Origin of the sequence: Fictibacillus sp. NRS-1165 (assembly GCF_050468105.1) — a bacterium.
Lineage (GTDB): Bacteria > Bacillota > Bacilli > Bacillales > Fictibacillaceae > Fictibacillus_C > Fictibacillus_C terrinigri.
This window is the reverse complement of the sequence record NZ_JBDPNU010000026.1, coordinates 213465-229032: the sequence shown is the minus strand read 5'-3', so window position 1 is coordinate 229032 and position 15568 is coordinate 213465. Positions and strand designations below refer to the sequence as shown.

The 15568-nt window shown below is 43.6% G+C and carries 18 protein-coding genes; 11 read left to right on the top strand and 7 right to left on the bottom strand.

Features of this window, described 5'->3' with window-relative positions:
- Positions 1–11 precede the first annotated feature (11 nt).
- Positions 12–161 carry a DUF6123 family protein gene (locus ABHN01_RS13785; RefSeq protein WP_429876028.1) on the top strand — a complete coding sequence of 50 codons (150 nt, stop codon included), beginning with the start codon at positions 12–14 and terminating at the stop codon, positions 159–161.
- A 26-nt stretch (positions 162–187) separates the two neighbouring features.
- Here the strand turns inward: ABHN01_RS13785 and ABHN01_RS13780 are convergent, their stop codons facing one another.
- Entirely contained in the window at positions 188–439 is a 252-nt protein-coding gene (locus ABHN01_RS13780; RefSeq protein ID WP_429876019.1) for a DUF2564 family protein, read from the bottom strand.
- Between the two features lie 72 nt (positions 440–511).
- Between ABHN01_RS13780 and ABHN01_RS13775 the strand changes: the two genes are divergently transcribed.
- Positions 512–1156, top strand: coding sequence for an HD domain-containing protein (locus ABHN01_RS13775; protein ID WP_429876018.1), 645 nt, complete (start codon positions 512–514; stop codon positions 1154–1156).
- A gap of 53 nt (positions 1157–1209) precedes the next feature.
- Here the strand turns inward: ABHN01_RS13775 and ABHN01_RS13770 are convergent, their stop codons facing one another.
- Positions 1210–1530, bottom strand: coding sequence for a 2Fe-2S iron-sulfur cluster-binding protein (locus ABHN01_RS13770; RefSeq protein ID WP_429876017.1), 321 nt, complete (start codon positions 1528–1530; stop codon positions 1210–1212).
- 184 nt (positions 1531–1714) lie between these two features.
- On the opposite strand from ABHN01_RS13770, the gene ABHN01_RS13765 reads away from it, so the two are divergent.
- The 3 genes from ABHN01_RS13765 (at position 1715) to ABHN01_RS13755 (ending at position 4560) form a co-directional block, all read left to right on the top strand.
- Entirely contained in the window at positions 1715–3403 is a 1689-nt protein-coding gene (locus ABHN01_RS13765) for a formate--tetrahydrofolate ligase (protein WP_429876016.1), read from the top strand.
- A 45-nt stretch (positions 3404–3448) separates the two neighbouring features.
- Complete coding sequence (locus ABHN01_RS13760; RefSeq protein WP_290399389.1) at positions 3449–3601, top strand: YycC family protein; 153 nt, start codon at positions 3449–3451, stop codon at positions 3599–3601.
- 98 nt (positions 3602–3699) lie between these two features.
- Positions 3700–4560, top strand: coding sequence for a CvfB family protein (locus ABHN01_RS13755; protein WP_429876015.1), 861 nt, complete (start codon positions 3700–3702; stop codon positions 4558–4560).
- Between the two features lie 461 nt (positions 4561–5021).
- On the opposite strand, the gene ABHN01_RS13750 is transcribed toward ABHN01_RS13755, so the two are convergent.
- Entirely contained in the window at positions 5022–6563 is a 1542-nt protein-coding gene (locus ABHN01_RS13750; RefSeq protein WP_429876014.1) for a solute symporter family protein, read from the bottom strand.
- Positions 6560–6898 (bottom strand): DUF485 domain-containing protein, encoded by a 339-nt coding sequence (locus ABHN01_RS13745; RefSeq protein ID WP_290399386.1) that lies wholly within the window; start codon positions 6896–6898, stop codon positions 6560–6562. Before ABHN01_RS13745 ends, ABHN01_RS13750 begins: the two co-directional genes overlap by 4 nt.
- Before the next feature lie 184 nt (positions 6899–7082).
- On the opposite strand from ABHN01_RS13745, the gene ABHN01_RS13740 reads away from it, so the two are divergent.
- The 6 genes from ABHN01_RS13740 (at position 7083) to ABHN01_RS13715 (ending at position 12152) form a co-directional block, all read left to right on the top strand.
- A complete protein-coding gene (locus ABHN01_RS13740) occupies positions 7083–7763 on the top strand; it encodes an MgtC/SapB family protein (protein WP_429876013.1) in 681 nt (226 codons plus the stop codon).
- A 22-nt stretch (positions 7764–7785) separates the two neighbouring features.
- A complete protein-coding gene (locus ABHN01_RS13735; RefSeq protein ID WP_429876012.1) occupies positions 7786–8364 on the top strand; it encodes a cysteine hydrolase family protein in 579 nt (192 codons plus the stop codon).
- Between the two features lie 71 nt (positions 8365–8435).
- Positions 8436–8867 (top strand): BrxA/BrxB family bacilliredoxin, encoded by a 432-nt coding sequence (locus ABHN01_RS13730; protein ID WP_429876011.1) that lies wholly within the window; start codon positions 8436–8438, stop codon positions 8865–8867.
- A 159-nt stretch (positions 8868–9026) separates the two neighbouring features.
- Positions 9027–10319 (top strand): ammonium transporter, encoded by a 1293-nt coding sequence (locus tag ABHN01_RS13725; RefSeq protein ID WP_429876010.1) that lies wholly within the window; start codon positions 9027–9029, stop codon positions 10317–10319.
- 5 nt (positions 10320–10324) lie between these two features.
- Positions 10325–11437, top strand: coding sequence for a DUF294 nucleotidyltransferase-like domain-containing protein (locus ABHN01_RS13720; RefSeq protein ID WP_429876009.1), 1113 nt, complete (start codon positions 10325–10327; stop codon positions 11435–11437).
- A complete protein-coding gene (locus tag ABHN01_RS13715) occupies positions 11415–12152 on the top strand; it encodes an exonuclease domain-containing protein (RefSeq protein WP_429876008.1) in 738 nt (245 codons plus the stop codon). Before ABHN01_RS13720 ends, ABHN01_RS13715 begins: the two co-directional genes overlap by 23 nt.
- A 50-nt stretch (positions 12153–12202) precedes the next feature.
- Here ABHN01_RS13715 and yjcZ read toward each other — a convergent pair whose 3' ends face one another.
- From yjcZ to ABHN01_RS13700, 3 genes are all read right to left on the bottom strand, one after another.
- Positions 12203–12535, bottom strand: a complete 333-nt coding sequence (yjcZ, locus tag ABHN01_RS13710; RefSeq protein ID WP_429876007.1) for a sporulation protein YjcZ — start codon at positions 12533–12535, stop codon at positions 12203–12205.
- A gap of 129 nt (positions 12536–12664) precedes the next feature.
- Entirely contained in the window at positions 12665–13243 is a 579-nt protein-coding gene (gene plsY / locus ABHN01_RS13705) for a glycerol-3-phosphate 1-O-acyltransferase PlsY (RefSeq protein WP_429876006.1), read from the bottom strand.
- A 136-nt stretch (positions 13244–13379) separates the two neighbouring features.
- Positions 13380–15554, bottom strand: coding sequence for an MMPL family transporter (locus ABHN01_RS13700; protein WP_429876005.1), 2175 nt, complete (start codon positions 15552–15554; stop codon positions 13380–13382).
- Between the last annotated feature and the right edge of the window lie 14 nt (positions 15555–15568).

Here is a 15568-nt window from a genome sequence, read left to right as displayed (position 1 = left end):
TCAGCGTCGCCATAGAAATTACGCTGAAAGTCCAAAGAGAGTTTGATGGGAGCTACTATATTGCTCGTCTAGAGGAATTTAAACAGAATGAGATAAAGACAAAACGCAACGCGTATACATATGTGAATGCGATTGAAGAAGAGATTACTGTTTCATATTGATTAAAAAAAAGCCGGATATCCGGCTTTTATTGTTTTAAGGCTTGGTTGATCTGCTGCTCGCATTGCTCCAGGGTTTCACGTGCATTCTCCAAGAACATGCCATCCATCCCTGTCGGCTGGTTCAATATTTCATTGTATTGCTGTTTGGCAGTATTCAAAGCCTCTTTCGCAGCATGAAGCTGACCAGGGTCCATACTCATGGTCGCATGGCCGATAATTCGTTGTGCACTTTGAATGGACATGTCGACTTGCTTCAGATCGTTATACGGTTCTGACATAAAATTCACCTACCTGTTTTATTTTAGTATGCCTATTGAAACCAACAATTATCATGAGAAAGGGTAAATTCCATGGAAAGTAAAATAATCGAAGAGGCCCAGCAATATGTTAAAGAAACGTTAAGCGGGGAGGGCAGCGGCCATGACTGGTGGCACATTTACAGAGTGTATAAACTGGCTATCACCATCGCAGAAAAAGAAGGCGCGGACCGCTTTATCTGCAGCATGGCAGCATTGCTCCATGATATCGCCGATGAAAAGCTTAATTCTTCTGAAGAAGCAGGAATGCAAAAGGTTTCGTCATGGCTTTCAGACCATAAAATCACCCCCGCTGATAAAATTCATATACTTGAGATCATTTCATCCATGTCATTTAAAGGCGGAAATTCCCAAGGGATGCAGACGATTGAGGGAAAGGTTGTACAGGATGCTGACCGATTAGATGCCATAGGCGCGATCGGCATCGCAAGGGCATTCGCATATTCAGGATATATCGGGCAATTGATTTATGACCCGGAAATTCCTGTTCGGTCCCAAATGACAAAAGAAGAGTACCGAAATGGACCATCGACGGCCATCAATCATTTTTATGAGAAATTGTTGACCCTGAAAGGGCGCATGAACACAGAGCATGGAAAAAAACTAGCGGAAGCCAGGCATCAGCTGATGGAGACGTACCTTGATGAATTCTTTCATGAATGGGAAGGGATCAAATAAAAAATAAAAGAAAAAGGCTCTTTCCAAAAAGAAGAGAGCCTTTCTTCCTATCTTTATTCAGGAGGACGGGGGCCTGCATCAAGACCGTCTTTTGAAACGGTCATGGCAGGGCGGATCTCAGCATCGTGTTCCACTCTTACCTGACAGGATAAACGAATACCTTCGCCTAAACCTTTGGTTTCAATGATGTTCCGTTCAAAGTCGTTCATCTCTCCAAGATCTCCAGCAACAACCTCTACCCGGCAGGTCGTACATTTTGCTTTTCCCCCGCAGCGGTGAAGGATGTCCACACCATTGTCTTCAAGCCCGATTACCAGTTTCTTTCCATTTTCAATTTCATACTCTCCAAAGCCCTGTACCGTAATTTTTGCCATGAAACTCGATTCCTCCTTTATAGGATTACAAGATCATCTATTCTATTATACGATAAACGCATCTTGGTAAAAACAAAATTATGGATAAACTAAATTCATGTGAATCGACAAGAATGTTTACATTTTATAATTGTTTTTTTGTAGAATGAGAACAGGTACATATATAACAGGGGGTATCTAATACATGGCAAAGGAAGTCAAGCATAAATCGGACATTGAGATCGCACAAGATGCGAACATGCTTCGAATTGAAGAAATTGCAGCACAATTGAACATTGAAGAAGAGGACTGGGAGCCGTATGGCCGATATAAAGCTAAGCTTTCTCTCGGGCTGTTCGAAAAACTGAAAACAAAACAGGATGGGAAGGTTGTCCTCGTAACGTCCATCAATCCAACTCCTGCGGGCGAAGGGAAATCTACGGTAACAGTCGGTCTCGGGCAGGCGCTGAACCGGATCGGTGAAAAAGCCATCATTGCATTGAGGGAACCATCCCTTGGACCTAGTATGGGTCTTAAAGGCGGTGCAGCCGGAGGCGGGTACTCCCAAGTCATACCGATGGAAGATATTAACCTTCACTTTACCGGAGACATTCATGCGATAACCACTGCCAATAATGCTTTGGCAGCCTTCATTGATAACCATATCCATAGAGGCAATGAACTGAATATCGATCCCAGGAAAATCGTCTGGAAGCGCGTTCTTGACATGAACGACAGAGCCCTCCGCAGAATTGTGATCGGTCTTGGCGGTCCGGTACAGGGGGTTCCTCGGGAGGAAGGTTTCGATATTACCGTAGCTTCTGAAGTGATGGCTATCTTTTGCCTGGCGAAGAATCTTGATGACCTAAAGAAAAAGCTTGCGAGGATGGTTGTTGGGTATACGTATGAAAATAAACCGGTAACCGTGGCTGACTTAAAGGTCGAAGGTGCATTGACCCTGCTTTTAAAAGATGCGATCAGACCAAACCTTGTACAAACCTTGGAGAATACGCCAGCTATCATACATGGGGGGCCGTTCGCAAATATCGCCCATGGATGCAACTCCATCATCGCAACAAAATTAGCATGCAAACTCGGAGATTATATAGTAACAGAGGCCGGATTTGGTGCCGATCTAGGGGCGGAGAAATTCTTGAATATTAAGGCTCGTTATGCTGATCTGAATCCGAGTGCTGTTGTGATCGTTGCTACCGCACGTGCTTTAAAAATGCATGGCGGCCAGGGCAAAAGCGAGTTATCGTTAGAAGACCTTCAGGCTTTGGCAGATGGAATGTCCAATCTGCAAAAACATATTGAAACCATCCAGGAATTTGGGGTGCCGTTTGTTGTCGCTGTGAACCGTTTTGTGTCCGATCATGATTCTGAAATTCAGTACATCTTAAAGTGGTGCAGCGAAAGGAACATTCCTGTCGAGATTTCCGATGTTTGGCTCAAAGGCGGAGAAGGCGGAGAGGACTTGGCAAGGACGGTACTCGATATTATTGAAAATGGGACCAATAAGTATCAGCCCTTATATACGCTCGATCAGCCGCTGGAAGAAAAAATAATAACGATCGCTGAAAAGGTTTATGGCGCAAGCGGTGTTCAGTTTTCACAAAAAGCCCTGGGCCAGTTGAAAGAGTTTGACTTGCAAGGATGGTCTACCCTGCCTGTTTGTATGGCCAAAACCCAGTATTCTCTTTCTGACGATCCGAAATTGCTGGGCCGCCCAGAAGAATTTATCATTACGATCCGTGAGCTGAAGGCTTCGATCGGAGCAGGCTTTATTGTGGCATTAACTGGCGATGTAATGACAATGCCTGGGCTTCCGAAATCTCCGGCTGCATTAAACATGGATGTAACCCCTGACGGGAAAGCAGTAGGTCTGTTTTAAAAGCTGAACAGGTTTGGTATACTTAGCGGAGGGGAGGCTGATATTATGAAACCTTTACAAATTTCAGCAGAAACAGCTCTTATGCTGTCAAAGAAGCTGAATGTTCCACTTGAACAGATCATGCATATGCCTCAGCATATTTTAATAAAGAAACTGATGGAAATTTCTGAGGAAGAAGAGAGCAAAAAGGAAGAATAATTCGACAGAAACCTACTTTGACAAGTTAAAAGTAGGTTTCTATTTTTCAATGTTAAAGTCAATACTAGTATAAAAAAGAACAAAGGATTTGAGCTGCTATGGAAAATAAGTTACGAGCCGGAGAGGTCTTCACATTAAAAGTTGAGAGGTTGAGCGACTTCGGATATTTTTTAAGTCTTGGCACTGAAGAAGTAATGCTGCATAAAAGAGAGGCGTCTAGAGAGCTTAAAGAAGGGGAAACGGTTGAAGTGTTTTTATACCAGGACCATGAGGGTCGTCTGGCAGCGACCATGACCCAGCCGAAGGTCCGTTTAGATTCACTGGCATGGCTTACAGTCGTGGGATCTCAAAAAAGGTTGGGGGTATTTCTGGATATTGGCATACATAAGGATGTTTTGCTTTCAAACGATGACCTGCCAGGCCCGTTGGAGCTGTGGCCAGAGGCCGGCGACCAATTGTATTGCGGGCTTCGTCTTGATAAAAAAGGCCGCTTGTTTGCAGATCTTGCGAGCGAACAAGAGATCGTTGAACAGGCAGAAGCTGCGGATGAAAGCCATTTTAATCAGATGGTTACCGGACATGTGTACAAGCTGAACGATTCAGGCGCATTGATCTTTACGGAGAACAGCCTGATCGGGTTTATACACCAGGATGAAATGAACCAGCAGGTCCGACTCGGTGAGAAGATAGAATGCCGCGTGACGTTCGTAAGGGAAGATGGCAGGGTAAATCTTTCCATGAAACCCAGGAAGGAACACGCGTATAGTGAGGATGCTGAAAAAATCTACAGCTATCTCAAGGCAAACAAAGGCCAGATGCCTTATACGGATAAATCCAGTCCGGAAGACATAAAAAATGAATTTGATATAAGCAAAGCAGCATTTAAACGCGCGCTTGGCAAATTGATGAAGGAAAACAAAATCAAACAAGAGGACGGAAAGACGTTCCTTAAGATTTAAACAAAAGCATGCAGAACCGTTGGTCTGCATGCTTTTCCTTTGGTCTGACGGTGGTTAGCAGATCTTGGCTTTGGGTTTTAACAGCCCTTGTAGTCGGAAATATGGTTGGTTCGGGAAGTGGTTTCTGAGTCTATGGCTGAAGCGTTTGACTTTGTTATATTTGTTGCTACGCTGGCTTTTCTTGTTCCATATTTAATGGCTTTATAATATCAAATCAAATTGGTCGTTTTAGGCGGGAGACCTGCGAGAACCATCAGAAAGCATGGCATCATCGCTGGTTTTGCAGCGGTGTACTCCTTATGGGTCATAAAAGCAGGAACCGCGGATATAAAAACCTTTCATTTCGGCATGGAACTTCTAGCTTCAGGAATCATTTTTTATCCGGTGGTAAGAAAGCATTTTTGGAAGAAAGAAAAAGGACAGCTTTAGAATAGCAGCTGTCCTTTTTTATGGATTTCATCTTAAGCATTGTCTCGAAGGCCGATCCCGGTATTTACTTTGACTACGATTTCATCAAACTTGCGAGCATCAGATTTTTTGGAGGAAAGAAGCGTACCTGCTATTGCACCAATAAATCCAAGCGGGATTGAAACAATGCCCGGATTTGCCAACGGGAAGAGAGGTTCTCCGACCAAGATCGCCGCACCGGCTTCTGGGGACCAGACGCTCGGGCTTATAGCTACTAAAACGAGAGAACTTATAAGCCCAACCAGCATTCCTGACACGGCACCCGCTGTATTAAACCTTTTCCAAAATACGGTGAATAATAAGATGGGAAGGTTTGCGCTTGCGGCTACAGCAAAAGCAAGTGATACGAGAAAGGCCACATTTAATTTTTGTGCGAATAAAGCGAGAATGATAGATAATACGGCCACACCAATGGAGGACCATCTGGCAGCTTTCATTTGTTCTTTTTCTGTGGCTTCGCCTTTTCGTATGATTTGACTGTAAAAATCATGGGCGAACGCGGAAGCCGCTGAAAGAACAAGACCGGCGACTACTGCAAGAATGGTAGCGAAGGCGACAGCAGATACGAAAGCGAATAAAAAATCTCCTCCCAGTGCTTTTGCCAGCAGTGGAGCAGCCATATTTCCAGCGGCATTCGCTTTTACGATCGAATCTGTTCCAACGAATGCAGCAGCTCCAAAACCAAGAAAGATCGTCATAATATAAAAGATTCCAATCATCCAGGTCGCATAAACAACTGATTTCCTTGCAGTAGGAGCATCCTTTACTGTAAAGAAACGGATAAGGATGTGGGGAAGCCCGGCAGTACCGAGAACCAGTGCCAGATTAAGAGAGATCGTATCGAGCGGATCCTTGTATTTGTTTCCTGGATGCAGGAAACTCTCGCCTAATGGTGTGGCCGTTTTAATATGTTCAAACATTCCCGTGATGCTGTAGCCGAATTTGGCGAATACCATCAGAGAGATAATGAAAGTACCTGCCATGAGCAGTACCGCTTTTACGATTTGGACCCAGCTTGTCGCCATCATTCCGCCAAACACCACATAGACTGTCATAAGCACGCCAACGATCAGAACAGAAGTGGTATACTTTAAACCGAGCAGCAAGGTAATCAGTGCGCCAGCTCCGACCAATTGGGCAATCATGTAGAAAATAGAAATCGTAATCGTGTTTAACGCAGCAACTCCACGCACTTTCTTATCATCAAACCTTGCCGCAATCATATCGGCCATCGTATATTTTCCCAGGTTTCTCAATGGCTCAGCCACAAGATAGAGGACGACAAGGTACGCTACGAGAAAGCCAATGGAATAAAAAAAGCCATCAAAGCCAGAAAGTGCTATCGATCCAGCAATGCCGAGGAACGAAGCGGCTGACATGTAATCCCCGGCGATCGCAAAGCCGTTCTGCCAGCCGGTCAGCCCACTGCTGGCTGTATAGAAATCATTGGCATTATTCGTTCGTTTCGCTGCAAAATAAGTAATCACCAAGGTAATGGCAACAATCGCAAGAAAAAGAATAAAAGCTGTATTCATTTTTTATCAGCCTCCTTTAAAGACTGATGTACAATCTCATCAGCTTGTTTATCAAAAGACTCCGCTTTCTTAGAATAAAGGCTGCATAATACCCATGTCATAATAAATTGTGAGAATGCAAAAACCCAGGCCCAGCTAATATCACCGATTGCAGATGTATTAAGAATTGTAGAGTATGAGGTCATGATGGGGAGAGTAAAATAAAAAACAAAGAAGAAAATGGACATAGGAAGCAGAAATTTCTTTTTTTCCTGAAGTAATTGTTTAAAGGACGCAGAAGAAGCAATCTTTGAATAGTCAATATCCTTCTCATCAGACCTTTTCTCTGCTAGCACTTGATCCCCTCCTGAGCGATAAAATGGATGAACACGCGCAACACTCCTTTTTCTGAAAATTTAATCATTTTCATTATATAAAAATTGTAGTTTTATATCTAGCTTTTTGGAGATTTAGTTGATGTTCACTTACGGATATAGTATTTTAAGGATATTTACTAAGAAAGAAGGGTGGTGAGGGGCAATGAGCATGATTCTTGTTAAGCTGGGTATTTCTGCATTTCTCGGTTTAGTGATCGGTCTCGAACGTGAACTTAAGCGTAAACCGGTCGGCTTAAAAACCTGTTTGGTGATTTCAATAAGCAGCTGTCTATTAACGATTGTTTCCATCGAATCTGCTAAAAGCTTCTCCGATTTAACCGGACGAACGATGATGGACCCTATGCGTCTCGCGGCACAGATTGTAAGCGGAATCGGTTTTCTCGGAGCGGGGGTAATATTACGCCGAAGCAACGATGTCATTTCCGGATTGACGACGGCCGCTATGATATGGGGTGCATCTGGTCTTGGGATTGCCTCTGGCGCTGGGTTCTATATGGAGGCAGCAGCAGGAGCCCTCATGATTCTGATCAGTGTTGAATTAATTCCACTGGTTATGAAATGGATGGGTCCGAAAACACTGAGAGAAAAAGAAGCCCGTGTGCGCATTATTGTTCCTGATGGATGGAACATGACCGAAATGGTAAAAGAGATTAGGAAGAAGGGGCTTAAGATCCTTAATGTCCGGGTGAAAGATCTGGACAATGGAACAAGCAAGATGGAGCTGACTCTTAGTATTTATGAAAAAAGATATACAACTGACATTTATTATGATATTAAAGAGATAAAAGGAGTTCAAAACGTAGAAATCGAGACGTTAAGCTAACTTCGTAAAAGGAGCCATGTGAATGAAAGCACTAATCATTATCGATTATACTTATGATTTTGTGGCAGACGATGGAAAGCTGACTTGTGGAGTTCCTGGCCAGTCCATAGAAAGAAGGTTGACATCCATAACCAAACATTTTATCGAACAAAATGATTTTGTGGTTTTCGCTGTTGACCTGCATGAAGAAGATGACCCGCATCATCCTGAAGCTCGTCTATTTCCGCCCCATAACATCAGAGGATCACAAGGCCGGGAGCAATACGGAAAACTTGGTGAGCTTGTTCAATCACTTACCGTTCAACAAAAAAACAGCATTTTCTGGATGGATAAGACACGCTACAGTGCGTTTGCAGGTACCAACCTGGACATGAAACTGAGGGAGCGAGGCATTACAGAGCTTCATCTTGTTGGAGTGTGCTCTGACATCTGTGTCCTTCATACGGCAATCGAGGCTTATAATAAAGGTTATGACCTTGTAATTCACGAGGATGCTGTGCAGAGTTTTAACTCGGCAGGACACCAATGGGCTCTGAAGCATTTTACAGACGTTCTTGGAGCAAAGATTGTGAAGGACGGTTATTCTACACCTATATCATAAAAGATAAATGAGTTTATTCCTTTAAAGGAATCCGCTATAATTGGTTGTACATACCTATATGGAGGGATACAATGAACGCTTACGAAGAATACATGAGACAAATGGCTCAGCCAATGAGAGATGAGCTGACAAATGCAGGGTTCACTGAATTGACCACATCAGAAGAAGTGGATCGTTTTATGGAAAGTACAGAAGGTACTTCTCTTGTCTTTATAAACTCTGTATGCGGATGTGCTGCAGGATTGGCACGACCTTCCGCAATTTACTCGTTAAACCATGAAGCGAAGCCGGATAACATTGTTACTGTATTTGCTGGCCAGGACAAAGAAGCGACGGCAAGAATGAGAGAATACTTTGATGGCTATCCGCCATCTTCACCTTCAATGGCCTTATTAAAAGGTAAAGAAGTGGTTCATTTCATCCATCGTCATGATATTGAGAACCACAGCGCAGAAGAAATCGTAGAGAATTTGATTACCGCTTACGAAAAAAACAACAGATAAGAAGAACTCGATAAGAGTTCTTTTTTTTTGTGTAAAAAGTCATCAGGTCCCACCTATTTTAAGAAAATATTCAGAAAACAATTGCCATTTTAGCACTTATGTCATATAGTATACCTAATGATGTTAGAAAACATGACATAAGAAGGGTGGAGATATTACATGAAGGAAAGTACGGTTATGATGTTTATGGATTCTCTATGGGTTATGGTGGCTGCGATCTTGGTTATTGGCATGCAGGCTGGTTTTGCACTTTTGGAAGCAGGTTCCACCCGTATGAAAAACTCGGGTCATGTTGCAGGTAAACAAATTCTAAGCTTTGCCATTGCTACCATCGCTTTTTGGGCAGCGGGTTTCGGCATCACATTCGGTGAAGGCAACAGTTTTTTTGGCACATCAGGCTGGCTCATGCATGGGGACAGCAAAACATTTGATTCCTTATCCTGGGCGAACGTTCCGTTATCTCTAAAATTTTTATTCCAACTGGCGTTTGTAGGGGTCTCTTTGGCGATTGCGTGGGGAGGGTTTGCTGAGCGGGCAAAACTATCAGTCTACTTCATCTTCGGAACGGTATTTACTGTGCTGATCTATCCGATTATCGGCCATTGGGTCTGGGGCGGAGGCTGGCTTGGAAAAATGGGGATGCAGGATTTTGCAGGATCGACTGTCGTTCACCTTCAAGGAGCGATCGCTGCCCTTGTCGCTACTTTGCTTCTTGGTCCCCGTATTGGAAAGTTCAATAAAGACCGCACACCGAATCTCATTCCAGGACATAACCAAGTATATACGGTTCTCGGCGGCATCATCCTATGGATCGGATGGTTTGGATTCAACGCTGGAAGCACGATGGGAACTGCAGATGGATTCTTTGGCTATATTGCTTTGACAACCAATCTAGCTGCAGCTGCAGGGGCGATCGGTGCCATACTCACTTCTAAGCTTCTGACTGGAAAAGCGGACATTCCGGCAATGGTAAATGGCGTACTTGCTGCATTAGTGGCCATTACAGCAGCGTGTGCTTTTGTGGAAGCCTGGGCGGCTATCGTAATCGGAGCGTTTGCTGGGGCATTTACGTTCTGGACTTCTGTTTATTTTGAGAGAAAAGGCATCGATGATCCGATTTATGCCTTTTCCGTACATGGTATAGCTGGAATTTTAGGAACCATCTCAACTGGAATTTTCGCATCACCTCGCCTTGTGGAACAAACAGGCGTTGGAAAGGCTGGGCTTTTGTATGGAGGTGGGTTCCATCAGCTTATTGTTCAAACCATCGGTGTCATAGGAGCCGCAGGGTACGTTGCCATCGTTTCATTCATTCTCCTTTTCGCATTGAAAAAACTGATCGGCTTAAGAGTAACACCTGAGCAAGAAATTTCTGGATTGGATATCAGTGAACACGGCTCATACGGGTATCCAGAACATTTAGACCCAGCCATCACTCAGAAAGCTAACTGATTCTTATGCAATATCCTTTTGATGAACCGAATGTACAGACCTCGAAAAAAGAGCCTGATTTGCAAGAACGTCTGGCAAAAGCTGGTTCTCTTGAGGAACTTAGAGAAATTCATATGCGGATCATCCCCATGATTCAAGGGCTTTCGGCTTCTGGCCACTCGATTGAATACCGGTACAATATGCTCAATAATATGCATGATGTACTGACGCGCAGAGCCGTTTCTCTTGCTTATGATGCGGCAAAAAAAACGTTTGGAGAACCACCTGGTGGAAAACTTTGTTTTTTCAGTATGGGATCCAGTGCACGCCATGAACAAACTGTCTGGACCGATCAAGATAATGGGCTCATCTATCAGACGGTTCGATCAGATGAAGTGGAATACCGGGCATTTGCAGAAGAATTTTCCAGAACCGCTGTCCAATATTTAGCGGAAGTAGGCTATCCCTTATGCCAGGGCAATGTGATGGCATCCAACTGTCGATGGAGGCATCATGAAGAAGACTGGAGGGAACAGCTATTATTCTATTTGAATAATGGATCAGAGGAAAATTTGAAGTATATGATGATCATGCTCGATACTAAGCAAGTTTATGGTGTGCCTGCCCTTCTGTTTCGTTTGCGGAAATGGTTTGTCCATGAATTACACCAGCGGCCGATGATTCTAAAAAAAATGCGAGAGCTTGTTACCTCACATGAAATTCCGATGAATATGTTCGGGATGATCTTTACGGAGAGGTGGGGGAAATATTCAGGCCGGTTCGACTTGAAACAGGGCGTGTTTGCTCCCTACATCAACAGCATAAAAATATTGTCGGTTTTGTATGGGAACGAGGCGCAGTCGACTAGGGAACGTATATTGGAATTGAACGAGAAAGGATTTATAACGGCTACTGAAACGGAGCAATACATGGCTGTATACGATTTCCTATTGGAATTGCGTTTAAAGCACTCGATTGGATTGGCGGAAACGGACGACAGGCTCGATTACCATTTACGGCTATCTGAAATGGAGCCTAAAAATGTCCAGGAGCTGAAACGTATCATGAAACAGATTAAAGCCATCCAAAAACAAACAAAAAAGAGAGGTCCTAGTTTTGAACAATCAACCGGGATCTGAAAGAAATCTCAAGTATATCATGAACCGTTTATTCAGCCTTGGGTTGAAAAGGGAGGAAGTTCCTGCCGGCAGCCCCGGTTCCTTTCAGCATGAAGCCTGGATCAGAAAAATTCTGAAAGAGAAAGCTACAAAACGAGCGGATCTAAAAACAAGGCTCGAGGATATTTTATTTATCATTTTGGATACAGAGACAACAGGTTTCCGACCGGAACACGGCGACCAGATTTTCTCGATAGCAGCAGCTAAAATAAAGAATTTCAAGGTCGTTGACCAGTTTAGTCAGCTAATCAATCCTTGTGTCAAAATTCCAGAGGAAATTAGCATTCTTACTGGAATTTTTGAAGAAGATGTAAAGAACGCACCAACATTGGATGAGAAATCAGAGGCATTCCTTCGCTTTCTCTCGGGAGGAATGATCATTGGGTATCATATCTCGCATGATTTGGCTTTCATTAATCACTTTTTGTGGAAAAGATACCGTTCTTCTCTAAAACAGCCGGCTCTTGAACTGGCATTGATTACAGAAAGGTTAGTAGGTTCTGAAACCTTTGAAACATTGGACAGTGCAGCCTCTTATTTCAACATCGAGTGCAGGAACAGGCATAACGCTGAAGGAGATGTCTTAATCATGGCTGAACTATGGAGAAGCCTATTGCGGCTGTGCAATGAAAAAGGGATTGAAACGCTTGAGGATCTTTATGTCACAATGAAATAAGAAAAAGAAAGCGGGGGATCGTTCTCCGCTTTCTTTTTTTAATGCCCCTTTTAACTGCTGCTACTGCTGCTGCTTTCGCAGCATTCTTCTCCTGAGAAACCAGACCAACAGGAGCAGCCGATAATGATCAATAAGATAAACAAAACAATAATTAATGTATAGCCGTGTCTTCCGCCAAAGCCCAATCCGGCTCCATAGCCGTAGCCAGTTCCATAACCATAACCATCATAACCGCCGTGATGATGATGCGCGAACGCAGGCATGCTTGGAGCAACCGGCATGTTCAGTGATTTATTGATGGGTATGTTGACAGGTGCGTTAACCGGGGCGTTTACTGGTTTATTCATCGGTGCCATAGGTACATTTATTTTCTTATTTTCCATTATTGTCCCTCCGTCATTGAATAATATTAGGTATATATCACCATACAGCCTATGTACGTTCGCCCTGCTCGGTAACGGACAAATGCGGATTTTTTGAAAATAAAAAAAGCATTCCTGCCGGAACGCTTATTATAGCCATTTAATTTTCGGTTCGGTTTTAGCGATAATTCTTCCGATGTTGGACCTGTGCCGATAGAGCAGAAATATAAGGAAAGCCGCCATAACAATGATCAACAGAATGTCACGGATGATGACTCCATAGATCACAGCCGCAGTACATGCGACAAGGGAAGATAAAGAAACATATTTCGTGAGGTATAGGACGATGAAGAAAACTGCAACAAGCAGCAAAAACATGACCGGAGCATAGAACAGCAGGATTCCTGCTGAGGTTGCTACTGCTTTTCCGCCCTTAAACTTCGCAAAGATCGGATAACAATGTCCGATGACTGCGGGTATTCCAGCCAATAGAATATGCAGATCCGTATTCAGCAGCCACGGAAGAGATGCTGCAAGTGTTCCTTTAAGAATGTCGGAGATCGTTACAATAAACCCTGCTTTTTTACCAAGAATCCGAAAGGTGTTCGTGCCGCCCAAATTCCCGCTGCCGTGCTCACGGATATCAATTCCATATTTCCATTTTCCTATGATAAGAGCAAATGGAACAGAACCGATGAGATAGGATAAGACCAAAATTATCAGTATCAAATGATTCACCTTCTGCCTGTCTTTTCTTTTTATTATATATTCAATCGTTTCCAGGCAACAGATGTTTTTTTTGCAGGTGTCTTTCTGCAAAAAATATTTGTCATCTAAAAGCACCATCACGCACGACAAAGACACCCTAATGAGCATGGTTCTTTTGCGTATTCTGCTTCCTGAAAGGCAGCCACCAGTTCCAGCTTCCCATCAATCTCATGAGAGAAGGTACGAGAATCATCCTGACTAGTGTGGCGTCAATGAAGATGGCGAGAGCAATGGCGATTCCGATTTGCTTTACTGGCATTACATCGGTAAAAACGAACGAACCGGTAATCACGATCATGATGGCAGCGGCAGAGGTTATGATCTTAGAAGTGGAAGTTAAACCTTCAAGTGTTGCCTGATCATTATTTCCGGTTTCCTGATAGACTTCCTGAATTCTTGATATGAGAAAAACTTCATAATCCATACTGAGTCCAAACACAATGCCGAACGTAAAGACGGGAATCATCAAACCGATACCGACAGGATCCATTAAGTATCCGCTTTGAAAGATCCATACTAAAATGCCGAATGTGGCTGAGAGGCTAAGCACATTCATGACAATCGCTTTTAAAGGGATAAACAAGGATTGAAAGGCGATAAGGAGAACAACGAACGTCGACAGAAGGACAATGGCAAGGCCGGCTGGTGTTTTGTCCACGATCTCATGAAAGATTTCCTGATTAAACTTGGTCGACCCTCCGAGACTAAGTTTTAATCCGTTTTCTTCGCCTTGCCATTTTTCCACCCACTCTTTAGCTGCTTCTGATGTGACTCCAATCGAAAGGTAAGCTCGGATTACTGTTTTGTTATCATTTACATAGCGGTAAATAACGGGTTTTAACTTTTCGTTACCTTGTTCGGTTCGAGTGGCTGCAATAATTTCTGAAGGTGTAAGATGACCAGTGTACGAGAAAAGGGAGTCCACATGATCGATTATTTTTTCCTTTTCCAGCCGTTCAACGAGTTGACAGGCGTTCGTTAATTGCTTTTCGGTCAGTAGCTTACCGCGGGCGGCAGCTACAATCGTTACTGGATACAATTCCTTTTTGCCGAAAGTACCTTCAAAGCGCTCAAACATGATCCTCGATTCATAATCAGGGGGAAGTGATTCTGCCTCAGGAATGGAAAGCTTCAAATGATGGACAGGCATGATAGCCAGTATTAGGATGGCTACCGAGCAAATGAGCATGATCAAAGGCCTTTTCATGATGAAAGAGGCGAAACTTCTCCACCCGGAACGGCCGTTTCTTTTCTTCAACAGCATGAGTGAGTTGATTCGTTTACCGAGCACTCCCAAAACGGCAGGAAGAAAAGTCAGAGCATTAATAACAGAAATAATGACAACGACCATTCCGCCGAGTGCAACAGACCTGAAGATATCAATCTCAATCAGCAGCATCCCTGAAAGTCCCAAGAACACACAAAACCCAGAGAAGGCAATCGATCTTCCAGCAGTCTGAACAGAGATAACGACAGCTTCCTCGATGCTCTGGTGCTCAAGCTCTTCTCTGAACCGGTTGACGAGCAAAAGTGCAAAATCAATTCCAAGAGCAAGCCCGATCATCGGCACGACATTGAGAATAAAAATGGTTAAGCTAAATTCCTGCCCGACAATAAAAAGAATTCCCATTGAGCAGACCACGCTGACCAAGCCGACAATAATGGGCAGACCCGCTGCGATTAGACCGCCAAACGCCAAGAGCAAAATGATTAATGCCGCAGGGAGTCCGATTGCTTCTGCGCGGGCCAGGTCCTTTTGGCTGGCCGTGTTCATATCCTCTGCAATGACAGGGCCTCCTGTGATCCCGATCTTAATATCCTTTGTGCTTTTCGTCTTGTTTCTGATCTGCTTTATGGATTCCTTCAACTCTCCGAAGCTTCTGTCAAAATTCACGGTGGCATAGGCTGTTTTGCCTTTAATCATCTTCTCTGCGGTATAGGGTGATGTTACACTTACCGCATGATCCACAGATTTTAATTTTATTAATGTCTCTTCTACAATCTTTCTGTATTCGGGATTATTGGGTGAATGGCGGCTGGATTGAAACAATATCATGACAGAAGACTTTGGTTGATGAAACTCATCCTGCATGATATTTTCTACTTTTTTGAAGGTGCCTTCCATCTCAAAGCCGCTTCCGCTTAATGAATCTGGAAGTCTGAACGCAAGGACACTTAAAGCAGCGGCCGCTATTACCCATACAACTATTATGAGCTTCCGGAATCTGAAAGCGCCCTTACCAGTTCTATGAAAGATGCCTTTGTCTCTCATTTCATTCCTCCTTT